The organism is Stenotrophomonas sp. G106K1 (assembly GCF_037969685.1).
Taxonomy (GTDB): Bacteria; Pseudomonadota; Gammaproteobacteria; order Xanthomonadales; family Xanthomonadaceae; genus Stenotrophomonas; species Stenotrophomonas lactitubi.
The window spans coordinates 105,606-129,754 of record NZ_JBBPFR010000010.1; the positions used below are offsets into that span (position 1 = coordinate 105,606).

The following is a 24,149-nucleotide window of genomic DNA, read 5'->3' on the forward strand; positions in this document are numbered from 1 at the left end:
TTGCCGGTGTTGCGTCGTGTTACCGGTGTTGCAACCGGGCGAGCCCGGGTGGTGCAGATTCCGCGTCAGAATTCGCCACGGAACCAGGTCTTGAGTTTCTTGAACATGCTTCCAGCGCGGCCGGTCGGCAGCGACGGCCGGCGCGGATGCTCGATCTGGCTGCCCATCAGCAGCAGGCCCACGCCGGTGGCATGCACCGGGTTGCCGACCACTTCGCCCAGCCCGGTGACGTGCTGCGGGATGCCCACGCGTACCGGCATCTGCAGCATCTCCTCGGCCAGTTCGACCACGCCTTCCATCTTCGAGGCGCCACCGGTCAGCACCATGCCGGCGCGCACCAGTTCCTCGAAGCCGGAGCGGCGCAGTTCGGCCTGCACCATTTCGAAGATCTCTTCGTAGCGGCCCTGCACGGCCTGCGCCAGCGCGTGGCGCGGCATGCGGCGCGGCGGACGATCACCCACCGACGGCACCTGGATGCTCTCCTCGGCGGTGGCCAGCTGGGCCAGGGCACACGCATAGCGCACCTTGATCTGCTCGGCTTCCGGGGTCGGCGTGCGCAGCATGTGCGCGATGTCGTTGGTCACGTGGTCGCCGGCGATCGGCAGCGAGGCGGTGTGGCAGATCGCGCCCTGCACGAACACCGCGATGTCGGTGGTGCCGGCGCCCATGTCGACCAGCACCACGCCCAGCTCGCGCTCGTCGGCGGTCAGCACCGCCACGCTGGAGGCCAGCGAGGACAGCACCAGGTCGTCCACCTGCAGGCCGCAGCGCTGCACGCACTTGCTGATGTTGGCGGCAGCCGACTGCGCGCACACCACCAGGTGCGCATGTACCTCCAGGCGCACGCCGGTCATGCCGACGGGGTTGCGGATGCCTTCCTGCGAATCATCCAGCACGTACTCGCGCGGGATCGCATGCAGGATCTTCTGGTCGGCCGGAATCGCCACTGCCTTGGCCGCATCGAGCACGCGATCCAGGTCGCCCCAGGTCACTTCGCCGTCGCGGATCGGCACGATGCCGGGCGAGTTCTTGCACTGCACGTGATTGCCGGAGATGGAGGCATACACCGAGCGGATCTCGCAGCCGGCCATCAGCTCGGCTTCTTCAACCGCGCGCTGGATCGACTGCACGGTCGATTCGATATCCACCACCACGCCGCGCTTGAGGCCGCGCGACTCGTGCGAGCCGATGCCGATCACCTCGATCGGGTTGCCCGGCGAATACTCGCCCACCAGCGCCACCACCTTGGAGGTGCCGATATCCAGGCCGACGATCAGCGATTTGTCACCCTTGCGATTCATGTTCTTTCCTGCGTCCTTCGTGCCGGGGTGCCCGGTGCATTGGCGGGGGCGGCCGGAGTGCCCCAGCTCAGCGTGAAACCATTGGTATATCGGAGGTCGGCGCGCTCGATCGGCGCGGCCTGGTTGGCCAGCTGCGGCAGCACGCGCACGAAGCGCTGCAGGCGCGAACGCGCATCGTCGCGGCCGACCACCACTTCAGTGCCGTTGCTCAGCAGCAGCGACCAGCTGCCGCGCGCGTCCATGGTCAGCCGGCGCACATCGACGCCAGCCGGCGCGAACAGCGCGCGCGAATCGTTGTACAGCTTGACCACTTCTTCGGTCTGGCTGTCCGGGCCATCCAGCTCGGGCAGCTGCAGGTCGGCCAGCTTCTTCGGCGTGGGGAACAACTTGCCCTGCTCGGACAGCAGGCGACCTTCGCCCCAGCGCGCGAACGGCTTGTGCTCGACCAGCGTCACTTCCAGCACGTCCGGCCACTGCTTGCGCACCTGCGCGCTTTCCACCCACGGCAGTTTTTCCAGTGCGTCCTGCGCGTCCTGCAGCTTCACCGCGAAGAAACCGGCATGTGCGTACGGCAGCAGCACCTGCTGCAGCTGTTCCGGCGACACCCGCTTGAACTCACCGTGCACGCGCAGCTTCGCCAGCGGCCAGCGCTCGGCGCCGACCCAGCCATTGACCACGGCCACCACCGGCAGTGCAACCACCGACAGTGCCAACAGCCAGACGAAGATGCGCAGCACCGCGTTCATGCGTGCGATGCCTCCAGGGTCTGTTCCAGCACGCGCCACACCAGCTCCTCGAAGCTGATGCCGGCCTGCCCGGCCGCCTTGGGCACCAGCGAATGGCTGGTCATGCCCGGCGCGGTGTTCACTTCCAGCAGGAAGAAGCGGCCGCTGGTGCGATCACGCATCACATCGACGCGCCCCCAGCCACGGCAACCGGCCGCGCGGAAGGCCGCCAGCGCGATGCGGCGGATCTCTTCTTCGTCATCACCCTCCAGGCCCGGGCACAGGTACTGGGTGTCTTCGGCGATGTACTTGGCGTTGTAGTCGTACCACTGGCCCTTGGGCACGATGCGGATCGACGGCAGCGCGACATCACCGAGGATGGCCACGGTCAGTTCGTCGCCAACCACCATCTGTTCCATCAACAGCTGGCCGTCGTAGCGCGCGGCCAGGGCCACCGCTTCGTCCAGGCCGGCGTCGTCAGTGACCCGGCTGATGCCCACGCTGGAGCCTTCGTTGGCCGGCTTGACCACTACCGGAAGACCGAGCTCGGCCGCCAGCGCGTGGACATTCTTTTCGGCCGCTCCCGGCATCCTGCCTCCCGCGGCACTCGTACCTCCGTGTACTTCGCGGTACTGCGGGGTCGGCAGGCCCAGCGACAGCCACACCTGCTTGGTGCGGATCTTGTCCATGCTCAACGCCGAGCCCAGCACATTGGAACCGGTGTAGGGCACGCCGAAGGCCTCCATCAGGCCCTGCACGATGCCGTCCTCACCACCACCGTTGTGGCCGTGCAGGATGTTGAACACGCGATCGATGCCGCCGGCCGCCAGCGCCTTGGCCAGCGCCGGAATGCCGTCGATGGCGACGGCGTCGACGCCGCGCGACTGCAGGGCTTCGAGCACGTTGCGGCCCGAATCCAGCGACACTTCGCGTTCACTGGAGCTGCCACCGAGCAGCACGGCGACGCGGCCGAACACGGCCGGGTCGGTGCTGCGCAGCGGCGGGAAGGTCAGCGTGCTCACGCCTCGCCCTCCGCCTTGAAGCCTTCCACGGCAATGTGGCTGGCGACGGCGCCGATGTCGCCGGCACCCATCATCAGCAGCAGATCGCCGTCCTGCAGCACGTCCGGCAGCACGGTTGCCAGCTCGGATGCCTTGCCGACCACCACCGGCTCGCTGCGGCCGCGCGCGCGGATGGCGCGGGCCAGCGCATGCGAATCGGCGCCGGCAATCGGCTCTTCACCGGCCGGATAGACCTCGCTCAGCACCAGCGCATCGACACTGGACAGCACCGCGGCAAACTTGTCGAACTGATCGCGGGTACGGCTGTAACGGTGCGGCTGGAAGGCCACCACCAGGCGCTTGTCGGCCCAGCCACCACGCGCGGCGGCGAACACCGCTTCCAGCTCGCTCGGATGGTGACCGTAGTCGTCGATGATGCGGACCTTGGCACCGCTGGCGGTGGTCACTTCGCCCAGATCGTTGAAGCGGCGACCGACGCCCGCGAAGCTGGCCAGCGCACGCGCGATCGCATCCGGGGCCACGCCCAGCTGCCAGCCCACCGCCGCAGCGGCCAGCGCATTGAGTACGTTGTGCTTGCCCGGCAGCGCCAGCACCACTTCCTGGCTGGTGCCCTGCGGCAGTCGCAGGGTGAAGCGCATGCGCGAACCTTCCTGCACCACGTTCTCGGCGCGCACGTCGGCCTGCGGGCTCATGCCGTAGCTCATCACGTGGCGCGGGGTCTTGGCGGCCAGTGCCGCCACTTCCGGATCGTCGATGCACAGCACCGCCAAGCCGTAGAACGGCAGGCGCTGCAGGAACTCGGCGAACGCCGCCTGCACGCGGGCGAAGTCGTTGCCGTAGTTCTCCAGGTGATCGGCGTCGATGTTGGTGATGATCGACATCAACGGATTCAGGCGCAGGAAGCTGCCATCGCTCTCGTCGGCCTCGGCCACCAGCCACTGGCCACCGCCAAGCTTGGCGTTGGCACCGGCTGCCAGCAGCTGGCCACCGATCACGAAGGTCGGGTCCAGCCCACCCTCGCTCAGCACCGCAGCGGTCAGGCTGGTGGTGGTGGTCTTGCCGTGGGTACCGGCCACGGCGATGCCGCGGCGGAAGCGCATCAGCTCGGCCAGCATCGCCGCGCGCGGCATGATCGGAATGCGCTGGCTGCGCGCTTCCATCAGCTCCGGGTTGTCTTCGCGGATCGCGCTGGAGACCACCACGCAGTCGGTGCCCAGCACATTGGCAGCGGAATGGCCGCGCATGATGCGCGCGCCCAGGCCGGCCAGGCGGCGGGTGGCCGTGTTGTCGGCGTTGTCCGAACCGGACACTTCGTAGCCCAGCGTCAGCATCACTTCGGCGATGCCGCTCATGCCGGTGCCGCCGATGCCGACGAAATGCACGCGCGGGAATGCGCGCACCAGATCGTTGGTGTCATGCAGGCGGCGGATCATGCGCGGCCTCGCGCAGGGCAGGCGCTGGAGCGTGCCTTCTTCATACAGCTTCCTCGAGAATGATATCGGCGATGCGCTCGGCGGCATCGACCTTGGCCAGGGCACGCGCGGCTTGCGCCATCTGCATGCGGCGGGCGGGATTTTCGGACAGATCACGCAGCAGCGCGGCAATGCCGTCTGCCAGCGTTTCGTCCTGCTTCAGCAATACGGCCGCGTCGCGCTCGACCAGATACTCCGCATTGCGGGTCTGGTGATCGTCGACAGCAGCGGGGAATGGCACCAGCACGCTGCCGATGCCGACCGCACAGAGTTCGGCCAGCGTGGACGCGCCGGCACGGCACACCACCAGATCGGCCCAGGCAAAGGCTTCGGCCATGTCGGCGATGAACGGCGTCACGTCGCCCTGCACGCCGGCCTTGGCATAGGCCTCCACCGCTTCGGCATGCAGCTTCTCGCCACTCTGGTGACGCACCACCACCGGCACCTGCGCGCCGAGCGCGGCCAGTGCCTGCGGCACACCACTGTTGAGGGCGCGTGCGCCCTGGCTGCCGCCCAGCACCAGCAGGCGCAGCGGACCGCTGCGATCGGCCAGCCGCTGCTGCGGCGGCGCGACGGCGGCGATTTCGGCGCGTACCGGGTTGCCCACGAACTCCTCGCGTGCAGCGAAAGTGTCCGGGAACCCGGTCAGCAGGCGGCGCGCGTAGCGCGACAGGATGCGGTTGGTCAGGCCCGGCGCGCGGTTCTGTTCGTGCACGATCAACGGCAGGGCGTGCAGACGCGCGGCCATGCCACCGGGGCCGGAGGCGAAGCCACCGAAAGCGACCACCGCGCGCGGCTGGCGATCACGGATGATCAGGCCGGCGGCACGCAGCGCGCGCATCAACCGCCACGGCGCAGCCAGCAGGGCCAGCTTGCCCTTGCCACGCAGACCGGTGATGGCCAGCGTATCGATGTGGATGTCGTGCTGCGGAACCAGACGGGTTTCCATGGCGCCATCAGCACCCATCCAGGTGACCGGCACGCCACGCGCGCGCAGCACGCGGGCCACGGCCAGGCCCGGGAAGATATGCCCGCCGGTACCACCGGCCAGGATCATCACCGGCCGGGCGTTGTTCTGGACTGCGCTCATCCGAGCCTCCCGAAGGTAGGTTCGACGCGCGACTGCAGGCGGCTGGTGCCGCGCACGGCGGCCGGCTCGGCCGCAGCCGGTTCGGCGGCCATCGGCACGTTCTTCGCCACCGGTGCAGCTGACGCCTCGGCGGCAGCCGGGCCTGCAACTTCGTCAACAGCGCCCATGCGCACGGCCTGGCGGCGTTCGGCACGCTTCAGCTCATACGACACGCGCAGCAACAGGCCCATTGCCACGCAGGTCATCAGCACCGACGAACCACCCGACGAAATCAGCGGCAGGGTCAGGCCCTTGGTCGGCAGGATGCCCAGGTTCACGCCGATCGAAACGAAGGTCTGCATGCTGATCCACAGGCCGATGCCGAAGGCGATGTAGCCGGAGAAGTGGCGCTTCATTTCCACGCAGCGCATGCCCAGCCAGAACGTGCGGCCGACCAGCAGTGCGTACAGCGCCACGATCACGCAGGTACCGAGGAAACCGAACTCCTCGGCGGTGACCGAGAAGATGAAATCGGTATGCGCCTCGGGCAGGTAGTACAGCTTCTGCACCGAATTGCCCAGGCCGACGCCGGTCCACTCGCCGCGGCCCACCGCCATCAGCGCGTTGGACAGCTGGTAGCCGTCGCCCTGCTGGTCGGCCCACGGGTCGAGGAAGGAGGTGATGCGGCGCATGCGGTACGGCTCGATGATCGCCAGCGCGCTCATGCCCACCAGGCCGATCACCACCGGCATCGACATGCGCGGCATGTTCACCCCGCCCAGCACCAGCATGCCGGCGGTGATCGCCAGCAGCAGGGTGGACGAACCGAAGTCGGGCTGCAGCAGCAGCAGCACCACCAGCGCACCGGCCACGCCCAGCGGCTTGAGCATCGCCGGCCAGGTGGCGTTGACCTCGTCGCGGAAGCGCACCAGGTAGCTGGACAGCCAGACGATGTAGAGCACCTTCACCGCTTCGACCGTCTGGAACTTGGAGATGCCCAGGTTGATCCAGCGACGAGCGCCGTTGACGCTGCTGCCCAGGCCGGGAACGAACACCACCACCAGCAGCGCGAAGCAGCCCAGCAGCAGCATCTGGTTGTACTGCTCGATGGTCTTCAGCTCGGTACGCGCGGCGATGATGGCCAGCACGATGCCGACCGCCAGGAAGATCAGGTGGCGGTTGAGGTAGTAGAACGGGCTGCTCATCAACGCGATCGAGCTGGACGCGACCATCACCACGCCCAGCCCGGTGAGCGCGATCATCGCGCCGAGCAGCCACTTGTCGTAGCTGCCACCGATGGCCTCAAGGCGTGTTGCCTGGTGCGACAGGTCGTTCATCAGCGTACCTTCAACGTGGCCAGGCCGATCAGCACCAGCACGACGGAGATGATCCAGAAGCGCACGATCACGCGCGGCTCCGGCCAGCCCTTCAGCTCGAAGTGGTGATGGATCGGCGCCATGCGGAACACGCGCTTGCCGGTCAACTTGAACGAGGCGACCTGGATCATCACCGACAGCGTTTCGATGACGAACACGCCGCCCATGATCACCAGCACCAGTTCCTGGCGGGTGATCACCGCGATGGTGCCCAGCACCGCGCCCAGCGACAGCGCGCCGATATCGCCCATGAACACCATGGCCGGATAGGTGTTGAACCAGAGGAAGCCCAGCCCTGCGCCGGCAATCGCCGCGCAGATGATGACCAGCTCACCGGCGCCCGGAATCTGCGGGATCTGCAGGTAGTTGGCGAACACCACGTTGCCCGAGGCATAGGCGAACACGCCCAGCGCACAGGCCACCAGCACGGTCGGCATGATCGCCAGCCCATCCAGGCCGTCGGTCAGGTTGACCGCGTTGGAGAAGCCGACGATCCAGAAATAGGCGATGGCCACGAAGCCGATGCCGGCCAGCGGCAGCGCCACCGACTTGAACATCGGGATATAGAAGGTCAGCGCCGCCGGCACGTCGGCGGTCTGGAACAGGAAGATGCCTGCAGCCAGGCCGAAGATCGACTGCAGCAGGTACTTCCAGCGCGACTTCAGGCCGTTCGGGTCGCGACGGACGATCTTGATCCAGTCGTCGTACCAGCCGATGGCGCCGAAGCACAGCATCACCGCCAGCACCAGCCACACGTAGCGGTTGCGCAGGTCAGCCCACATCAGCACCGACAGGGTGACGGTGAGCAGGATCAGCGAACCGCCCATGGTCGGCGTACCGGCCTTGGAGAAATGGGTCTGCGGACCATCGGTCCGGATCGGCTGGCCGCCCTTGAACTGGGCAAGCTTGCGGATCATCGCCGGGCCGAGCCACAGCGACAGGAACAGCGCCGTCAACGCGGCAAGGATGGCGCGGAACGTCTGGTAGTTGAACAGCCCGAACAGGCTCTCCAACTGCTGCAACCATCGAGCCAGTTCATACAACATGCGGGGATTCCTCTCCTTGCGCCAGCAGCGCTTTGACGATCGTGTCCATGGCGCTGCCACGGGAACCCTTGACCAGGCAGCGCACGCCGGCGTGCAGCTCGTCCTTCAGCGCCTGCGACAGCGCGTCATGGGTGGTGAAATGACGTCCGCCCTCGCCAAACGCGGCGGCAGCGGCGGCACTGAGCGGGCCCAGTGCATACAGGCGCTTGAGGCCGTCAGCACGCGCGCGGATACCCGCCTGTGCATGCAGCGCCTCGGCATCGGCACCCAGCTCGCGCATGTCGCCCAGCACCAGCCAGCCCTCTTCCGGTGCGGCGGCCAGCGCGTCGATGGCGGCGGCCAGCGAACCGGGGTTGGCGTTGTAGCTGTCGTCCACCAGCACCGCGCCGTTGTGCAGCTGATGGGCGATCTGGCGGCCCGGCACCGGCTGCGCTTCGGCCAGGCCGGTGGCGACCAGTGACAGCTCGATGCCTGCCGCAAGCGCCAGGCTGGCGGCGGCCAGTGCGTTGCTGATGTTGTGGCGGCCCGGCAGACCCAGCACCACGCCCGCCTCGCCCATCGGCGTGACCAGGGTGAAGCGGCTGCCCTGCGCACCGGCGCGGATGTCGCGCGCGGTGACGTCGGCGGTGTGTTCCAGCCCATAGCGCAGCACCTGGCAACGTGCCGGGGTACCGATGAAATGCTGTTCGAACCAGCGCCCGTAGGCGTCGTCGACATTGATCACCGCCACGCCATCGGCCGGCAGTGCGGCGTAGATCGCACCCTTGGTCACGGCCACGCCAAGCAGGCTGCCCATCCGCTCCAGGTGGGCCGGGGCGATGTTGTTGACCAGGGCATAGCGCGGGCGCGCGATGTCGGTCAGGTAGGCGATGTCGCCCGGCTTGCCGGCGCCCATCTCGTAGACGGCATAGTCGGCATCTTCCGGTGCGTCGATCACTGCCAGCGGCAGGCCGATCTCGTTGTTGCGGTTGCCCGGGTTGGCGTAGACCACCTTGTGCGCGTGCTGGGCCACCTGCTGCAGGATCGCCAGCAGCAGGCTCTTCACGCTGGTCTTGCCGTTGCTGCCGGTGATGGCGAAAAGTTCGGTGGCACGGTCGCGCTGCATGCCGGCGGCGATCTTCGCCAGCGCGCGCTCGCTGTCGGCCACCAGCACCTGCGGCAGGTCCAGCGGCAGCAGGCGCTCGACCAGCAGCGCGCTGGCGCCACGTGCCTGCGCGTCAGCGGCGAAGTCATGGCCGTCGAAGCGTTCGCCACGCAGCGCCACGTACAGGCTGCCCGGGCCCAGGCTGCGGGTATCGTTGCTGATGGCGTCGATGGCCACGTCGTCGCCGTGGATCTCGCCACCGGCCCAGTGCGCGATCAGCGAAAGCAGGGTGCGCTTCATGCCGCGCCCTCCCCGGCCTGTGCTGCTAGAACGCCGACCTTGGCGGCCAGTGCAGCAGCGGCCACTTCGGTGTCGTCGAAGTCATGGCGCACGCCATTCACTTCCTGGTACGGCTCATGGCCCTTGCCGGCGATCAGGATGATGTCGCCGGCACCGGCACGCTTCACCGCCAGGCCGATCGCACGCGCGCGGTTGCGCTGCACGGTCACGGTGGAGGCATCGGTGAAGCCGGCCAGGATGTCGGCCACGATCACGTCGCCATCTTCGCCACGCGGGTTGTCGTCGGTGACGATGACCTGGTTGGCCAGGCGTTCGGCAATGGCAGCCATCTGCGGGCGCTTGCCGGTATCGCGCTCGCCACCGCAGCCGAACACGCAGAACAGCGTGCCCTGCAGGTGGCCGTGCAGGCTGTCCAGTGCCTGTTCCAGCGCGTCGGGGGTGTGTGCGTAGTCGACTACCACGGTCGGCAGGCCGTCTTCGCCGCCGAGGCGGTTCATGCGGCCACGGATCGGCTGCAGCGCCGACAGCACCTCGGCGATGCGCGGCAGCGGATGCCCCAGCGCATGCAGGCTGCCGGCCACGGCCAGCAGGTTGTCCACGTTGAAGCGGCCCAGCAGCGGCGACTGCACCGCAGCGCGCTGGCCGTCGATGATCAGCCCGAAACCGATGCCGCGGCCATCCAGCTGCAGTGCGTCGGCGCGCACGTTGGCGCCGTCGGCACCGCGCGAACTCAGGCCGACCGGCTGCACGCCCGCCGGCAGGCCGGCAAACAGCTGGCGACCGAACGCATCGTCGAGATTGATCACCGCCGCCTTCAGGCCCGGGCGATGGAACAACCGCGCCTTGGCCGCGCCGTAGCTGGCCATGTCGCCGTGGTAATCAAGGTGGTCGCGGGTGAGGTTGGTGAACACCGCCACGTCGTAGTGCACGGCGTCCACGCGGCCCTGGTCCAGCGCATGCGAGCTGACTTCCATCGCCACCGCACGCGCGCCGTCGTCGCGCAGCTGTGCCAGCAGTGCATGCATCTGCAACACCAGCGGGGTGGTGAAACCGGTCGGCTCGACCGCACCATAAAGTCCGGCGCCCAACGTGCCGATACTGCCACTGGGCGTACCGAGCAGGTGCCAGGCCTGGGCCAGCAGCTGCACGGTGGAGGTCTTGCCGTTGGTACCGGTCACGCCAACCATGGTCATCGCCCGCGAAGGCGCGCCATGGAACTGGTCGGCCATCGCACCCAGCCGCGCACGCAGGCCCGGCACGGCGATGGCATCGGCCGGCGCAGGCAGGTCGGCCGGTGCAGGCGCCTCGAACAGGATCGCACCGGCACCGGCTGCGCGTGCCTGCTCGACGAAGCCGAGCCCATGCGCGCCGAAACCGGCAATGGCGACGAAGGCATTGCCGGGGCGCACGGCACGGCTGTCCAGCACCAGGCCGGTCAGAACGGGATCAGGGCCCGCCAGGGCCACGTCCGGAAGCAACTGCGAAAGCAACATCGAAGGACTCATTGCGTGCCTCCCGTAGCGGGTGGCACATGGGCTTGCGCGCTGGGCAGCGCGGCATCGAATTCAGCGGCGGCATCCACCGGCAGTGCGGCTTCGGCCGGCGGCACCGGCAGTACCGAGGCCGAATGACCGATCTTTCCGGACTGCTGGGCAGCCAGCCACGACTGCAGGTCGTCCAGCGGCACGTCCATCAGGCGCAGGGTGCCTTCCATCACGTTGTGATAGACCGGCGCCGACACCAGGCCGCCGTAGAACTTGCCGCCCTGCGGATCGTTGATGACGATGACGGTGGCAAAACGCGGATTGGTGACCGGCACCACGCCGGCGAACAGCGCGTTGTAGTGGCCACGCTCGTAACCACCGGGGCCGGTCTTGCGCGCGGTACCGGTCTTGCCGGCCACGCGATAGCCCAGCACCGCCGCCTGCTTGGCGCCGCCCTGGGTGACCACCGTTTCCATCATCGCCACCACCTGCTTGGCGACGTTCTCGTCGATGATCTGCTGGCCTTCGTTGCGCTGGCCCTTGACGAAGGTCGGCGCGATCAGCTTGCCGCCGTTGGCCAGCGCCGAGTACGCGGTGGCGATCTGCAGCGGCGTGACATTCAGGCCATAGCCGTAGGACATGGTCGTCTTGGTCGCGCCGTCCCAGTTGGCCGGGCGCCGCACGACACCGCCGGACTCGCCGGGGAAGCCACTGTGCGGCACCGAGCCATAGCCGAAGCGGCGCACGCCGTCGTAGAACACCTGGTCGGGCATCTTCGCGGCGATCTTGGCCGCGCCGATGTTGGAACTGCGGGTGATCACGCCGGTGACGTTCAGCACGCCGTTGTTGCGCGGCACGTCGCGGATGGTGAAGCGAGCAACCTGCATGTAGCCCGGGTTGGTATCGATCACGGTGTCCTTGGTCACCACCCCGGCCTGCAGCGCGGTGGCGATGGTCAGCGGCTTCATCGTCGAGCCCGGCTCGACCAGATCGGTCACCGCACGGTTGCGGCGCGTGTCCGGCACCGCGCCGTTGAGCGAGTTCGGGTTGTAGGTCGGCAGGTTGACCATGGCCAGGATCTCGCCGGTGGTCACGTCCATGATCACCATCGAGCCACCGGCCGCCTTGTTGGCCACCAGCGCGTTGCGCAGTTCCTTGAAGGCCAGGTACTGGATGCGGCGGTCGATGCTGAGGGTGAGGTCCTTGCCCGGCTCGGCGGCGCGCAGCAGGTCGCTCTCGACCGTCTCGCCCTTGCGGTTGCGGATCACCCGCTTGCCGCCGGGCTTGCCGCGCAGCCATTCGTCGAAGGCCAGCTCCAGGCCTTCCTGGCCGCGGTCGTCGATGTTGGTGAAGCCCAGCACGTGCGCCATCGCCTCACCCTGCGGGTAGAAGCGGCGGAACTCGCGCTGTGCCGCCACGCCCGGAATCTTCAGTGCGACCACGCGCTCTGCCTCGTCCGGATTGATCCGGCGACGCAGGTACATGAATTCCTTGTCCGACTTCTGCGACAGGCGGCTGCTCAGCTCGTCCACCGACATGCCCACCGCCTGTGCCAGCTCGGGGATGCGTTCGGGCGAACGCAGCAGGTCCTGCGGGTTGACCCAGATCGAGGCGACCGGCGTGGACACCGCCAGCGGCTCGCCGTTGCGGTCGGTGATCATGCCGCGCGAGGTTTTGATCGGCAGCTCGCGCAGGTAGCGGGCTTCACCTTGGCGCTGGTAGAAGTCGCTGTTGATGATCTGCACGTAGGCGGCACGACCGACCAGCGACACCGAGCACAGGCCGAGTGCCAGGGCTACCCAGCGCAGGCGCTGGCGCAGGTTGAAGGCGTTGCGGGGACGGTTGCGGCCGGTCTTGCTCATGGGCGCACCACCACCACGTCGGCGGCCTCGGGGAACTTCATGCCGAGCTTTTCGCGGGCGATGCTGTCCACGCGGTTGGCTTCGGCCAGGGTCGCCTGCTCCAGCTGCAGGCGGCCGAATTCGATGTTCAGGTCATCGCGCGCGCGCTCGGCGCGCGACAGTTCGATGAACGTCTGCCGGTGACGGTGACGCACGAACACGACGCCGATCGCCGAGGCCACGGTGCAGGCCAACAGGATGATCAGCAGCAGCCGGCTCATGCATCGGCCTCCCGCTTCTGGGCCACACGCAGCACCGCGCTGCGGGCGCGCGGGTTCATCGCCAGCTCTTCGTCGGTGGCCTTGATGGCGCCACCGATCAGGTCCAGCGTCGGCACGAATGCCTGCGCTTCGGGCAGCCGGCGGTTGGCCGGCGGCGCCTTGGCCAGGCGGTTCATGTACTGCTTGACGATGCGGTCTTCCAGCGAGTGGAAGCTGATCACCGCCAACCGGCCACCGGGCTTCAGGCGCTCCACCGCCGCATCGAGCCCGGCTTCCAGATCGGCCAGTTCGCGGTTGATATGGATGCGGATGGCCTGGAAGCTGCGCGTGGCCGGGTGGATCTTGTCCTTGCCACGCGGCATCACCGAGGCGATCAGCTCGGCCAGTTCGGCGGTGCGGGTGAACGGCTGCTTCTCACGGCGGGCCACGATGGCGCGGGCGATGCGCCGGCTCTGCCGCTCTTCGCCGTAGGTCCACAGCACGTCGGCGATCTCGCGATCTTCCACGCGGTTGATCCACTGCGCAGCGCTTTCGCCACTGTCCGGGTCCATGCGCATGTCCAGCGGGCCGTCCTTGCCGAAGCTGAAGCCACGCTCGGCGACATCCAGCTGCGGCGAGGACACGCCAAGGTCGAACAGCACGCCGTCCAGGCCTTCGGCGGTCTCGTTCCACTGCAGCAGCTGGGCGAAGCTGCCGCGGAAGATCGACACGCGCGGGTCCGGCGCGAAATCGCGCTCGGCAACGGCAATGGCTTCCGGATCCTTGTCCATGACCAGCAGGCGTCCCTCGGGACCGAGCTGGGTGAGCACGCCACGTGCATGACCGCCACGACCGAACGTGCCATCCAGATAACGTCCGTTTTCGATCACCCTCAGGCCTTCCAGGACCTGGGTGTACAGGACCGGCAGATGCACCGCCGGCGACTGCGACACCGGAAGGTGACCGGTCTGCGCTTCTGGGCGCATCCGGGCACCCCGGCTCACAACTTCAGGTCGAGCAACCCATCACCCAGATCCTCATCAGACAACGTCTGCTGGATCAGGGCCCGATGCGCCTGCTCGCTCCACAATTCGAATTTGTCGCCCATACCGAGCAATACCGCCTTCTTCTCAATGCCCACCGCACCGCGGTGGCTGGCGGGAATGCTGATGCGACCGTTGCCGTCCAGCTCCAGGTGGGCGGCTGAACCGACCAGCTTCTGCTGCAGCAGACGTACGACGCGCTGTGTGTTGGGTTTGGACATGACGTCGTCGCGTACCCGCTCCCATTCCGACTCGGCATACAGCCACAGGCAGCCGGACTCGAAGGGGTTGTAGGTCAGCACGAGACGGTTGTTGCTGACGCGCGCAACCAGGTCGCGGTGAGCGGTGGGAACCGCCATGCGTCCTTTGTCGTCAACTGTGATGGCCGTCTCGCCCTGGAACACGACGCCTGCACCTTATCCTTCGCCCGGTGAAACATTGAACCACGAAAATCCACAAAACACCCGGATTTCCCTCTGATGCCCACCTTAGCAGCGGCCCAAGGGTTGTCAACAACTTTTCAGCAGGGAAATCGCCAGCCGCATCAATGGCTTGCGCCGATGTTTAGAGAGTTGTTCAAGGTTTATCCACAAGTTGCTGATCCGTCTCAATTTTTGAGATTGAACGGAAGTTCAGGGGTGTGGAGAGCGCGTGAAACATGGCCTGCGCATTCATCCACAACGGCCCGAAAGCAGCGCCGCTCTGCGCAAACCGGGCACAATGGCCCCATGTGCCTGCTTGCTCTTGGCTGGTTGCACCACCCGCGCTGGCGGCTGGTCATGGCCGGCAACCGTGATGAGTTCCACGCCCGCCCCACCGCGGCCCTGGCCCCCTGGCAGGATGAGACGTCCATCATCGGTGGGCGCGACCTGCGCTCCGGCGGCGGCTGGGCCGGCGTCGGTGCCGGCGGCCGGATGGCGGTGGTGACCAACGTGCGTGATCCGCAGGCTGCCCAGACCGGGCCGTCACGTGGCGCCCTGGTGGCCGACTACCTGCGCGGCCGCGATCCGGCGGGTACGCATATGGAACGTCTGGCCGGAATCTCCGCGGCCTACGCCCCGTTCAACCTGCTGCTGGCCGATGACAACAGCCTGGAATACCTGGGCAACCACCCGGCCGAGCGGCAGACGCTTGGCCCCGGCGTACATGGCATGTCCAATGGCGCCATCGACGCGCCCTGGCCGAAGACCCGACGGTTGATGGACGCCCTGTCGGCCTGGCTGGAACGAGACGGGGGCGGGCCCCTTTCCCAACGGCAAAGGGCTCTGGCCCCAGACCTGACCCCACTCTGGCAGGCCCTGGCCGACGAGCATCGCCCGGCCGACAGCGACCTGCCCGATACCGGCATCGGCCTGGAGCGCGAACGCTGGCTCAGCCCCGCCTTCATCCGCGGCGACGATTACGGCACCCGCGCCAGCACCGTGCTGCTGATTGATGCGAACGGCCACGGCGAAATCCACGAGCGCCGCTTTGGGCCGCAAGGCGCCTTCGTCGGCGATGGCAGCGTCACGTTCTGACTGCTCTGCTGAAACCGAAAGAGCACGCTTGGCCAGCTCTGGCCCCTGCTCCGCAGGCACCTGCACTGGATCAATGCAGAATCCGGCACGGATGGGACGGCTGGGTCCTCAGACATTTGAAGCGCCCCTGTAGGGTCAGACGCCCGCCCGCGCCTTGATTCAAAGGGACGGGAACATCACTTTCAGCACTGGACGCCTCGCCCAAGGCCGCCGTTGACTGCAAGTGAGGCGGAGTGAGATCGCAGTGCACACCGCGGCGGCAGAAGTCGCTGCCCGTCTCAATAAGGGGAAGCAGGTACAAGGCGAGTGCGAAGCCGAACCATAGGGCCGCGACGTAGCCCACAAGCAGGCGAACAGTGGCAGGTGACATGGTGTGTTACTCCTGTAGTAATCAGACACAGCCGATAGAGCAGCCACACCTTTACGTCACCAGCCATACCCGTAAAGAGCACCAAGTGTTCTTTTTCATGAGCAAGCCATCGCCATTGGCGCGCGTACGATGCAGATGCTTGCGCCACAGGCTTTCACTGCGATTGCTGCAACTGTGAACGCCCCCTGAGGAAGGGAACTGAGGTGAACGTTGGAGAGTGGTTTGCGACAGTTGAACGTTGTCGACCGGACGCAACCCATCACTCGCCGCAGCCCTCAGCAATCTGTCGCCTTGGGCCCTACGATGCACCGCGTTGCCCGCACCGCTTCGGCCGCGTTGGAGACGCGCACCAGCCATTCCGGCCTGGCAATAGCAAGGATGCGGCCCTTACTCGCCTCCTGTGCCCTTTTTCTGTGTCTATGAATATTCCGACCACCGCACCACGATGACCTGGCGCGGTCCCCCCGCGCGCTTTCGATCCACAGGGAGTCATCGATGCGCCGCATCCTCGTTCTTGTCGCCACCCACGTACTCACCCTCGGCCTTGGCTTCGGCCTGGGCGTGTATTTCCTGCCCATCCTGATCGCCCCTGATGATCCGCCGGTCGAGCAGGTACAGACCGCGATGGCCGACGCCACCTATCGCACCACCTTCCGTCGCGACCTCAAAGGCAGTGACGCGGTGCATTGGGCCGAAGGCAAGGTCAGCGTCAGCGCCCGCCAGGTCGCCTTCGACGGCAAGATGGGCCCCGGTCCGGACTACAAGGTGTATCTGGTCCACGACTTCGTCGACAACAAGGCCGACTTCCTGAAGATCAAGGACAAGGCCCAGCGCATCGGCGAGGTCAAGACCTTCAACCGCTTCCTGGTGGAGGTGCCGGCCGATGTGGACGTGGATGAGTTCACCACCGTGGTGGTGTGGTGCGAGCACTTCTCGCAGTTCATTTCCGCCGGGCAGTACCGGAAGCCGGGCTGAGGCCGGTCATCATCCGGTTAGTGCCGGCCGCTGGCCGGCAACTGCACGATGCGTCTGCAGATGAAGAGGTTGCCGGCCAGCGGCCGGCACTACCTGGTAGATCCACGCCATGCGTGGATGGAATGAAGGGGCGGAGCCGGCCGATAAGCCGGGTTCTGTCGTGGACAGTCATTCCTCTAGGCGTTACGTCGCCGCAACGCTCAAGCAACCTACCCGGATCCAACGCGGGCCGCGCCAATGGATCCCTATTTGGTCTTGCTCCAGGTGGGGTTTGCCGTACCGGTCTGTTGCCAGACTCGCGGTGCGCTCTTACCGCACCATTTCACCCTTACCGGCCTTCCGAAGAAGACGTAGGCGGTATCTTTCTGTTGCACTTTCCGTCGGCTTGCGCCGCCCAGGCGTTACCTGGCACCTTGCCCTATGGAGCCCGGACTTTCCTCGGCACCCCCGAAGGGATGACGCGACTGTCTGGCCGACTCCGCCGCGCGCATTCTACCGCACGTGGACCTGCCCTGCCGGGTTGATTACGGCGCGCGGTTCATCCATCCACGCATGGCGTGGATCTACCGTGCACACGCAATGGCGTGGATCCACCCGCACCGCAGTAGAGCCACGCCATGCGTGGCTGCGATTCACCCAACTCCGCTCAACTGCCGTACAACGCCTTGCGCGGCGCACCGGTCATTTCGGCCGCCAGCTTGGCCGCGGTCGACGGCGGCAGGTGCTCGCTCAGCTTGGCGTAGACCTGGCGGCCATGCGCCAGCTGCGCCTCGGCATCATCACCAGCGCCCTGCACCATCACCACGAACTCGCCCTTGCGCTGGTTGTCGTCCGCTTCCACCTGCGCCAGCAGCCCGGCCAGGTCGCCGTCCAGCACAGTCTCGAACAGCTTGGTCAGCTCGCGCGCCAGCACGGCCGGGCGCTCGCCGCCAAAGATCGCCGCCATGTCGGCCAGGGATTCGGCAATGCGGTGCGAGGATTCGTAGAACACCATCGTGCGCACTTCGCCGGCCAGGCCCTGCAGGCGGTCGCGGCGGCCGCTGGCCTTGGCCGGCAGGAAGCCTTCAAAGGTGAAGCGGTCGCTGGGCAGGCCGGCCACGCTGAGCGCGGCAATGGCAGCGCAGGCGCCGGGAATCGGGCTGACCTTGATGCCGGCCGCGCGCGCCGCACGCACCAGGCGGAAGCCCGGATCGCTGACCAGCGGGGTGCCGGCATCGCTGACCAGCGCCAGCGATTCGCCCGCCTGCAGACGCGCCACCAGCCGCTGCGCCAGCGCCTCTTCGTTGTGCTCGTGCAGGGCCACCAGCGGCTGCTGGATGCCGAAATGGGACAGCAGCTGGCCGCTGCGGCGGGTGTCCTCGGCGCAGATGGCCGCCACCGAACGCAGCACTTCCTGCGCGCGCGGGCTCAGATCGGCCAGGTTGCCGATCGGCGTGGCGACGACATACAGGGTTGGGACACTCATTTCAGCGGTACTCACGGGGCAAGGGTAGAATCCTAGCGTGTACCTGGCCAAGGCCGCTGCCCTCATCGCATGGACCCGATCATGAACAAGCCCGCCGCACGCATCTCTGCCCTGTCGCTGTCGTTGATGCTGCTGGCCGGTTGCGCCACCACCAGCGTCATCAGCGCGCCCGAATCGCCGGCCCAGAGCCAGGCGCTGGCGCTGATCGAACAAGGCAAGCCGCGCGACGCCGCCCTGCAACTGGAAGCGCTGGCCGCCACCCTGCGGGGCGGTGCCCGCAGCAACGCCCTGGCCGATGCGGCCTGGGCCTGGCATCTGGCCGGCGACAGCGCGCGCGCGCGCAGCCTGCTGGGCCAGGTGACCGCCCGCCAGGTGAACGGTGCCAGCTTGCAGCGTTACCAGCTGGCCAGTGCCGAGCTGGCGCTGGCCGACAAGCAGCCGGCGCAGGCGCTGGCCCTGCTGAAGGATCATGGCGACAACGTGCACCCCAGCCTGCGCACGCGCTGGTCGCTGGCCCGCGCCAATGCCCTGCAGGCCACCGGCGATGCCTTCGGCGCCGCCACCGAACGCGCCCGTGCGCATGCCAGCCTGACCGGTGCCGCGCGCAGCGAGAACCAGGCGGCCATCTCCGGCCTGCTCGGCACCCTCGACGATGCCACCCTGCGCAGCCGCGCCGCCGCCTTGCCGGCCAATGACCCGCTGTACAACTTTGCAGGCCGTGCGCTGATCGCCCGCGGCCTGCCGCTGCCGCGCCCGTTCGATCGCGATGGCGCCGCCCAGTTCGACACCAGCAAGCGCCCGCCGGCGATGAGCGATGGCTACCGCCCGCCGGCCAAGCTGGCCGTGCTGCTGCCGCTCAGCGGTCGCTTGGCCACCGCCGCGCAGCCGGTGCGCGATGGCCTGCTCAGTGCCTACTACGGCGAAACCCGCCGTCGTCCAGAGGTCAACTTCTTCGACACCGCCGGTACCCCGGCCGGTGCGTTGGCCGCCTATGACAAGGCCGTGGCATCCGGTGCCGACTTCGTGGTCGGCCCGCTCGGCCGCGACGAAGTGGATGCCGTGTATGGCCGCCAGCAGCTGCCGGTGCCGGTGCTGGGCCTGAACCGCGGCAAGGATGCACCGCCGGCCGGCAGTGCCGGTTTCTCGCTGGCGCCGGAAGACGACGGCATCGTCGCCGCCGAATACATGCGTGGCCGCGAGCGCAGCAAGGCGCTGGTGATCAACAGCAGCGACGACACCGGCCGCCGCGCCGCTGCCGCGTTCGCACAACGTTTTGCCCAGCGCGGCGGCAGCGTCGCCGCCACCATCGCGGTCAGCGAAACGGTGGGTGATGTCAGCACGCAGGTACGCAACGCCGGCGCGGTCGATGCCGTGTTCCTGGCCGTACGTGCACCGCAGGCCCGCCTGCTGGCGCCACAGCTGGCGCTGGCCGGTGCCGGTGGCGCCACCCGCGTGGGTACCTCGCAGCTGACCACCGGCAGCGGCAAGGTCGAAGAAGACGTAGCGCTGGACGGCATCATCTACCCGAACGAAGCCTGGAACGTGCGCAGCGTGTCCGGCGTGCCGTCCGCTGCCCAGGTTGCGCAGACCCTGCCCAGCGCGCGCGGCGCGGCCAGCCGCCTGTTCGCCTTCGGCGCCGATGCGTGGAAGATCAGTGCCTACCTGGACAAGCTGGCCACCGAAGGCGGCCTGGACGGCGCCACCGGCACGCTGTACCTGGACAGCAACGGCAACATCCTGCGCCAGCCGGCATGGTCGACCTTCAGCGGTGGCCGGCCGATGCCGATCGCCGGTGGTCGCTGAGCACCTGCAACGTGGCTCGGCGGTGGAAGCCGCCGCCGAGCAGCATCTGCAGCAGGCCGGGTTGTTGCCGCGCGCGCGCAACGTGCGTTATCGCGGCGGTGAACTGGACCTGGTGATGGATGATGCTGGCACCGTGGTGTTCGTGGAAGTGCGTTACCGCGCGCGATCCGATTTCGGTGGCGGCGCTGCCTCGGTGGATGTGCGCAAATGCCGGCGCGTGGCCCATGCCGCGTTGTTGTACCTGCAGGACAATCCCGCGCTGGCCGATGCGCCCTGCCGCTTTGATGTGGTGGAAGCCACGGGTGAACCGCCGCAGTTGAACTGGCTGCGCGATGCGTTCCGGCTGGATGATTGCTGATGGGTACCGTCCGCTTTGGTAGAGGCCGACCTTGGTCGGCGCTTCTGTGCCAACCAAGGTTGGCACCTACCAGAGCGCAGCCTGGCCGGCACTGCCATGGTGCGTGACTGATGCCTTCGATCATCACCCATGCTGCTGTGCCGCTGGCGCTGTGGTGCGCCGCGGATCGTGGCCGCATTCCTGCGTGGCTGCTGGCTGCCGGTGTGGTCGCCGCGATGTTGCCCGATGCCGATGTACTGGCGTTCGCCCTGCACATTCCCTATGCCGATGCGTTCGGCCATCGCGGTGCCAGCCATTCGTTGTTGTTTGCCTGCGTGCTGGCCATGGTGGCGGCGCTGGCGCCTGGCGTTGGTAGAGGCCGACCTTGGTCGGCGCTTTCGTGCCAACCAAGGTTGGCACCCACCACACAGGCGGCAAGGTTGGCAGCTACCACGCAGGCGGCGGCATTCGTCTTCATCTGCGCCGCCAGCCATCCCCTGCTCGACGCAATGACCTCCGGCGGCCTTGGCGTTGCCCTGGCCTGGCCGTGGAGCGAACAACGCTTCTTCGCCCCGTGGCGGCCGATCCGCGTTTCACCCTTCGCGCCGCAGTTCTTCAGCGCGCGCGGTATCGCCACCCTGCTCTCTGAACTGCGCTGGGTCTGGCTGCCGCTGGCCGGCGCCGTTGTTGCCTGGAAACTGATTCAACCCGCCCCTGCCGCCCCACGAGACCCGTCATGAGTACTGCCCTGCCCGCCGCATTGGTTGCCGAACTGTCCGCCCTGCTGGGTGCCGATGGCTGGCGCATGGATGACGGCGCGCTGGAGGCGAACGCGCAGGACAACTCCTGGCGCCACCAACGTCCGATGGCTGTGGCACTGCCGGCAGATATCGAACAGGTACAGGCGCTGGTACGCGCTTGCCGCACGCACGGCGTGGCACTGGTTGCGCGTGGCGCAGGCACCGGCACCACCGGCGCCGCGGTGCCACTACCGGGCAGCATCGTGCTGTCGTTCACCCGCATGGACCGCATCGTCGAGATCCGCGCCGGTGACCGCTGTGCCGTGGTGCAGCCGGGCGTACTCAATGGAACGCTGCAGCAGGCGCTGGCACCGCACGGCCTGTTCTGGGCGCCCGATCCTTCCAGTGCAGAGATCTGCAGCATTGGCGGCAACCTGGCCTGCAATGCCGGCGGCCCGCGCGCGGTGAAGTACGGCACCAGCCGCGACAACGTGCTGGGCCTGGTGGCGGTGACCGGTACCGGCGAGGTGATCCGCTGCGGCGGCGCCTACACCAAGGATGCCACCGGCTACGACCTCACCCATCTGCTGGTGGGCAGTGAAGGCACGCTGGCGCTGATCGTGGAAGCGACGCTGAAACTGACCCCGTTGCCGGTCAGCCAGGCGGGCCTGCGCGTGCTGTACCGCGATGCAGACGCGGCCGCCGCTGCGGTATCGCGACTGATGTCGCAGCCGGTCGTTCCCACGCGATTGGAATTCATGGACGCACGCAGCCTGCAGTTGCTGCGCCTCAACGGTGCCGACGTGCCGGAGGCCGGCGCGATGCTGCTGGTCGAGGCCGACGGCGACCACGACACCCTGCCCTACCTGCTGCAGGCATTGGCGACCGCCGCTGAGGGCGACGGCATGATCGAGCTGGACGTAGCGATGGAAGGCCGCGCGCGCGATCAATTGTGGGCCGCACGCAAGGCGCTGTCGCCCGCACTGCGCAGCGTCGCCCCGGGCAAGATCAACGAAGACGTGGTGGTGCCGGTGTCGCGCATTCCGGAACTCGTATCCGGCGTGCAGGCATTGGCGCGCGAGTACGCGCTGACCATCGTCACCTTCGGCCATGCCGGCAACGGCAACCTGCACGTCAACATCCTTTACCACCCGGACGACGCCGACGAGAACGCACGCGCGAATGCCGCGTTGCCGAAGATCTTCGAACTGACGCTGGCGTTGGGCGGCACGCTGTCGGGCGAGCATGGCATTGGCTTGGCCAAGCGCGATTTCATGGCGCAGGCATTCACCCCTGCGACGCTGGCGGCGATGCGCGCGATCAAGGCTGCGCTGGACCCGGATGGGATTCTCAACCCGGGCAAGGTGCTGCCGCCGGTGTGACTCAACGCAACGGGTGCAGAATTCCGCACGCGCAGGGATCTGCCCATGGGCGCGCCCCCCGGTGGCTGCGGACCTTGCCGCGCATCGCGCCCTTGCATGCAAACCGGTGCTACCGCTTCCAGGCATAGCGCAGGATGACGCGATCATACCGCTCCGCATATTCGTTGCTTCGACACATGCCGACCACAACGTTTTCGAAATTGAAACTTTTCTGATTGGTATGGCAGCACGTGCGTGCACATCATGGCGTGCCACCGACAACGGGTGGCACGGGCTTGCAATCCCGTTTGGCAAAGACGTTGTTTACGCTTGCCTGTCGGCGTCGCTTTTTCCTTGTTGGGCGGCGTCGGCAGGCAATCCGTCCGTGCATCTATGGCGGGCGGTGCGTGGGGGCTTCGTGCCCGCCGGCGTTTCGCGTTTTTGCCACCGGTATTGCAACCACGCACCGTCCGCCGCCCTTGCCCAGCGCGAGGGCGGCCCCTTGCTTCGTACTCAAGGACGCCGCCATGACTTCTTCACTCTATCCCTATCTGTTCGCCACCCTGGGCGACGCGGTCGAACGCCTGCCGGACGACCTGGCAAAGGCATTGGAAACCACCTTGGGCAGCACGATGGGCGCCCACGCCGACGAGGGCATCACCCTGCTTGGTAGTCTGCAGTGTATTCGTCAGGTTGAAGCCGCCGACGGCCGACCCTGGCCATGCAAAAGCCGCAATCAGGGCCATGGCATCGCGATGGCACGCATTGACCGCGCCAATGCCGGGCTGACACTGCTGCTGGAACTGCTGCATGCCATCGAGCGTGTGCGCGTGGATGGCGACGAGGGGCAGCAGGTGGGCGATGACGTGCGCGAGGGGTTGCTGTTGGCCTGCCGAGGGCTGGCCGAGTATGTGGATGTGCAGTTGCGGGCTGCATAGCGGCACTTGTAGAGCCGAGCCCATGCTCGGCTTGCCTGGATCCTGATCGAAGAGCAGCCGAGCATGGCTCGGCTCTACAGGACCGGATCGGCACTCAATCGTAGGCAGCAGTCACCACGATCTCGGTGGAGATGTTGCCAGCGTTGATGCCGCTGGTGTTGGGGATGAAGTAACCCGCCCGCAGCGGATAAGAGGCCGTCGCACCAGAGACAGCCACCGGAATGTCGGCGTCGCCATTTTTCAGATAGGTGTTGCCGCTCGCGCCAGCCAGCAGCGCGACCGTCACGCCCGTTGCTGGCGTAGTGGCTGCGGTGTTCTTCCAGCGCTCCGGATCACCGTCGGCGGCCGTGCCGTCGAACGACAGGCGCGCGCGGCTGACGCCCACGCAGCCGGTGAAGTTCAACGCACCTGCCTTCACGCTGTTGGCGGCACCTGGCGTCATCTCATCGGCCTTCACCGGGTCCAGCGTTATCGCCGGGGCTGCAAGCGTGCAGGTGCCCGGCAGCACGCGACCGCTGATGGTGAGCGTGGCCTGGGCACCGGCAGTCGACGCAATCAGGCACAGCATCGGCACCGCGATCACCTGAAGAAGGGAACGGGACATGGTTGAACTCCTGTGA

The 24,149-nt window shown here is 67.3% G+C and carries 21 protein-coding genes, 1 other RNA gene and 1 pseudogene; 7 read left to right on the forward strand and 16 right to left on the reverse strand.

What is annotated here, in order from left to right:
- Positions 1–65 precede the first annotated feature (65 nt).
- From ftsA to mraZ, 13 genes and pseudogenes are all read right to left on the reverse strand, one after another.
- Positions 66–1,301 (reverse strand): cell division protein FtsA, encoded by a 1,236-nt coding sequence (gene ftsA, locus WKB25_RS11250; protein WP_025876580.1) that lies wholly within the window; start codon positions 1,299–1,301, stop codon positions 66–68.
- 68 nt (positions 1,302–1,369) lie between these two features.
- Positions 1,370–2,047: pseudogene (locus WKB25_RS11255) on the reverse strand (cell division protein FtsQ/DivIB); the annotation flags it as partial.
- On the reverse strand, positions 2,044–3,048 hold the full coding sequence (locus WKB25_RS11260) for a D-alanine--D-alanine ligase (protein ID WP_340570670.1): 1,005 nt from the start codon (positions 3,046–3,048) through the stop codon (positions 2,044–2,046). The pseudogene WKB25_RS11255 and the gene WKB25_RS11260, both read right to left, overlap by 4 nt.
- A complete protein-coding gene (gene murC / locus WKB25_RS11265; protein WP_340570672.1) occupies positions 3,045–4,481 on the reverse strand; it encodes a UDP-N-acetylmuramate--L-alanine ligase in 1,437 nt (478 codons plus the stop codon). Before murC ends, WKB25_RS11260 begins: the two co-directional genes overlap by 4 nt.
- A 40-nt stretch (positions 4,482–4,521) precedes the next feature.
- Positions 4,522–5,610: an undecaprenyldiphospho-muramoylpentapeptide beta-N-acetylglucosaminyltransferase gene (gene murG / locus WKB25_RS11270; protein WP_340570674.1), complete on the reverse strand. Its 1,089-nt coding sequence runs from the start codon at positions 5,608–5,610 to the stop codon at positions 4,522–4,524.
- Positions 5,607–6,926, reverse strand: a complete 1,320-nt coding sequence (gene ftsW, locus WKB25_RS11275; RefSeq protein ID WP_340570676.1) for a putative lipid II flippase FtsW — start codon at positions 6,924–6,926, stop codon at positions 5,607–5,609. Before ftsW ends, murG begins: the two co-directional genes overlap by 4 nt.
- Complete coding sequence (mraY, locus tag WKB25_RS11280) at positions 6,926–8,011, reverse strand: phospho-N-acetylmuramoyl-pentapeptide-transferase (protein WP_303637919.1); 1,086 nt, start codon at positions 8,009–8,011, stop codon at positions 6,926–6,928. The genes ftsW and mraY overlap by 1 nt, the downstream gene beginning before the upstream one ends.
- A complete protein-coding gene (murF, locus tag WKB25_RS11285; protein WP_340570680.1) occupies positions 8,001–9,395 on the reverse strand; it encodes a UDP-N-acetylmuramoyl-tripeptide--D-alanyl-D-alanine ligase in 1,395 nt (464 codons plus the stop codon). Before murF ends, mraY begins: the two co-directional genes overlap by 11 nt.
- Positions 9,392–10,900, reverse strand: coding sequence for a UDP-N-acetylmuramoyl-L-alanyl-D-glutamate--2,6-diaminopimelate ligase (locus WKB25_RS11290; protein WP_340570681.1), 1,509 nt, complete (start codon positions 10,898–10,900; stop codon positions 9,392–9,394). Before WKB25_RS11290 ends, murF begins: the two co-directional genes overlap by 4 nt.
- Positions 10,897–12,741, reverse strand: a complete 1,845-nt coding sequence (locus WKB25_RS11295) for a penicillin-binding protein 2 (protein WP_340570683.1) — start codon at positions 12,739–12,741, stop codon at positions 10,897–10,899. The genes WKB25_RS11290 and WKB25_RS11295 overlap by 4 nt, the downstream gene beginning before the upstream one ends.
- Positions 12,738–13,001, reverse strand: coding sequence for a cell division protein FtsL (ftsL, locus tag WKB25_RS11300; RefSeq protein ID WP_025876599.1), 264 nt, complete (start codon positions 12,999–13,001; stop codon positions 12,738–12,740). The genes WKB25_RS11295 and ftsL overlap by 4 nt, the downstream gene beginning before the upstream one ends.
- Complete coding sequence (gene rsmH / locus WKB25_RS11305; RefSeq protein ID WP_025876600.1) at positions 12,998–13,966, reverse strand: 16S rRNA (cytosine(1402)-N(4))-methyltransferase RsmH; 969 nt, start codon at positions 13,964–13,966, stop codon at positions 12,998–13,000. The genes ftsL and rsmH overlap by 4 nt, the downstream gene beginning before the upstream one ends.
- A 14-nt stretch (positions 13,967–13,980) precedes the next feature.
- A complete protein-coding gene (mraZ, locus tag WKB25_RS11310; protein WP_025876601.1) occupies positions 13,981–14,427 on the reverse strand; it encodes a division/cell wall cluster transcriptional repressor MraZ in 447 nt (148 codons plus the stop codon).
- 324 nt (positions 14,428–14,751) lie between these two features.
- On the opposite strand from mraZ, the gene WKB25_RS11315 reads away from it, so the two are divergent.
- Together WKB25_RS11315 and WKB25_RS11320 are read left to right on the forward strand one after the other, a co-directional pair.
- Positions 14,752–15,540, forward strand: coding sequence for an NRDE family protein (locus WKB25_RS11315; RefSeq protein ID WP_340570685.1), 789 nt, complete (start codon positions 14,752–14,754; stop codon positions 15,538–15,540).
- 865 nt (positions 15,541–16,405) lie between these two features.
- Entirely contained in the window at positions 16,406–16,885 is a 480-nt protein-coding gene (locus tag WKB25_RS11320; protein ID WP_340570687.1) for a DM13 domain-containing protein, read from the forward strand.
- A 128-nt stretch (positions 16,886–17,013) separates the two neighbouring features.
- Here WKB25_RS11320 and rnpB read toward each other — a convergent pair.
- Both rnpB and rsmI read right to left on the reverse strand, forming a co-directional pair.
- Positions 17,014–17,365: RNase P RNA component class A (gene rnpB / locus WKB25_RS11325), an RNA gene on the reverse strand.
- A 166-nt stretch (positions 17,366–17,531) separates the two neighbouring features.
- On the reverse strand, positions 17,532–18,350 hold the full coding sequence (gene rsmI / locus WKB25_RS11330; RefSeq protein WP_176021781.1) for a 16S rRNA (cytidine(1402)-2'-O)-methyltransferase: 819 nt from the start codon (positions 18,348–18,350) through the stop codon (positions 17,532–17,534).
- Between the two features lie 81 nt (positions 18,351–18,431).
- Between rsmI and WKB25_RS11335 the strand changes: the two genes are divergently transcribed.
- The 5 genes from WKB25_RS11335 to WKB25_RS11355 all read left to right on the forward strand — a co-directional run bounded on the left by WKB25_RS11335 (position 18,432) and on the right by WKB25_RS11355 (position 23,529).
- Positions 18,432–20,153: a penicillin-binding protein activator gene (locus tag WKB25_RS11335; RefSeq protein WP_340570691.1), complete on the forward strand. Its 1,722-nt coding sequence runs from the start codon at positions 18,432–18,434 to the stop codon at positions 20,151–20,153.
- Positions 20,119–20,511: a YraN family protein gene (locus tag WKB25_RS11340; protein ID WP_265952805.1), complete on the forward strand. Its 393-nt coding sequence runs from the start codon at positions 20,119–20,121 to the stop codon at positions 20,509–20,511. Before WKB25_RS11335 ends, WKB25_RS11340 begins: the two co-directional genes overlap by 35 nt.
- A 110-nt stretch (positions 20,512–20,621) precedes the next feature.
- The gene (locus WKB25_RS11345) at positions 20,622–21,230 is read left to right on the forward strand and encodes a metal-dependent hydrolase (protein ID WP_340570695.1); all 609 of its coding nucleotides are present in this window, start codon (positions 20,622–20,624) and stop codon (positions 21,228–21,230) included.
- Positions 21,227–22,612, forward strand: a complete 1,386-nt coding sequence (locus tag WKB25_RS11350; RefSeq protein ID WP_340570697.1) for an FAD-linked oxidase C-terminal domain-containing protein — start codon at positions 21,227–21,229, stop codon at positions 22,610–22,612. Before WKB25_RS11345 ends, WKB25_RS11350 begins: the two co-directional genes overlap by 4 nt.
- A gap of 506 nt (positions 22,613–23,118) precedes the next feature.
- Entirely contained in the window at positions 23,119–23,529 is a 411-nt protein-coding gene (locus tag WKB25_RS11355) for a hypothetical protein (RefSeq protein WP_340570699.1), read from the forward strand.
- 94 nt (positions 23,530–23,623) lie between these two features.
- Here the strand turns inward: WKB25_RS11355 and WKB25_RS11360 are convergent, their stop codons facing one another.
- The gene (locus WKB25_RS11360; protein WP_340570701.1) at positions 23,624–24,133 is read right to left on the reverse strand and encodes a fimbrial protein; all 510 of its coding nucleotides are present in this window, start codon (positions 24,131–24,133) and stop codon (positions 23,624–23,626) included.
- Between the last annotated feature and the right edge of the window lie 16 nt (positions 24,134–24,149).

Excerpts from the sequence above, each read along its gene's own strand:
- ftsA (WP_025876580.1), bottom strand. The coding sequence starts at position 1,301 with ATGAATCGCAAGGGTGACAAATCGCTGATCGTCGGCCTGGATATCGGC.
- murC (WP_340570672.1), bottom strand. The coding sequence starts at position 4,481 with ATGATCCGCCGCCTGCATGACACCAACGATCTGGTGCGCGCATTCCCG.
- murG (WP_340570674.1), bottom strand. The coding sequence starts at position 5,610 with ATGAGCGCAGTCCAGAACAACGCCCGGCCGGTGATGATCCTGGCCGGT.
- ftsW (WP_340570676.1), bottom strand. The coding sequence starts at position 6,926 with ATGAACGACCTGTCGCACCAGGCAACACGCCTTGAGGCCATCGGTGGC.
- mraY (WP_303637919.1), bottom strand. The coding sequence starts at position 8,011 with ATGTTGTATGAACTGGCTCGATGGTTGCAGCAGTTGGAGAGCCTGTTC.
- murF (WP_340570680.1), bottom strand. The coding sequence starts at position 9,395 with ATGAAGCGCACCCTGCTTTCGCTGATCGCGCACTGGGCCGGTGGCGAG.
- WKB25_RS11290 (WP_340570681.1), bottom strand. The coding sequence starts at position 10,900 with ATGAGTCCTTCGATGTTGCTTTCGCAGTTGCTTCCGGACGTGGCCCTG.
- WKB25_RS11295 (WP_340570683.1), bottom strand. The coding sequence starts at position 12,741 with ATGAGCAAGACCGGCCGCAACCGTCCCCGCAACGCCTTCAACCTGCGC.
- ftsL (WP_025876599.1), bottom strand. The coding sequence starts at position 13,001 with ATGAGCCGGCTGCTGCTGATCATCCTGTTGGCCTGCACCGTGGCCTCG.
- rsmH (WP_025876600.1), bottom strand. The coding sequence starts at position 13,966 with ATGCGCCCAGAAGCGCAGACCGGTCACCTTCCGGTGTCGCAGTCGCCG.
- WKB25_RS11315 (WP_340570685.1), top strand. The coding sequence starts at position 14,752 with ATGTGCCTGCTTGCTCTTGGCTGGTTGCACCACCCGCGCTGGCGGCTG.
- WKB25_RS11320 (WP_340570687.1), top strand. The coding sequence starts at position 16,406 with ATGCGCCGCATCCTCGTTCTTGTCGCCACCCACGTACTCACCCTCGGC.
- rsmI (WP_176021781.1), bottom strand. The coding sequence starts at position 18,350 with ATGAGTGTCCCAACCCTGTATGTCGTCGCCACGCCGATCGGCAACCTG.
- WKB25_RS11335 (WP_340570691.1), top strand. The coding sequence starts at position 18,432 with ATGAACAAGCCCGCCGCACGCATCTCTGCCCTGTCGCTGTCGTTGATG.
- WKB25_RS11345 (WP_340570695.1), top strand. The coding sequence starts at position 20,622 with ATGCCTTCGATCATCACCCATGCTGCTGTGCCGCTGGCGCTGTGGTGC.
- WKB25_RS11350 (WP_340570697.1), top strand. The coding sequence starts at position 21,227 with ATGAGTACTGCCCTGCCCGCCGCATTGGTTGCCGAACTGTCCGCCCTG.
- WKB25_RS11355 (WP_340570699.1), top strand. The coding sequence starts at position 23,119 with ATGACTTCTTCACTCTATCCCTATCTGTTCGCCACCCTGGGCGACGCG.
- WKB25_RS11360 (WP_340570701.1), bottom strand. The coding sequence starts at position 24,133 with ATGTCCCGTTCCCTTCTTCAGGTGATCGCGGTGCCGATGCTGTGCCTG.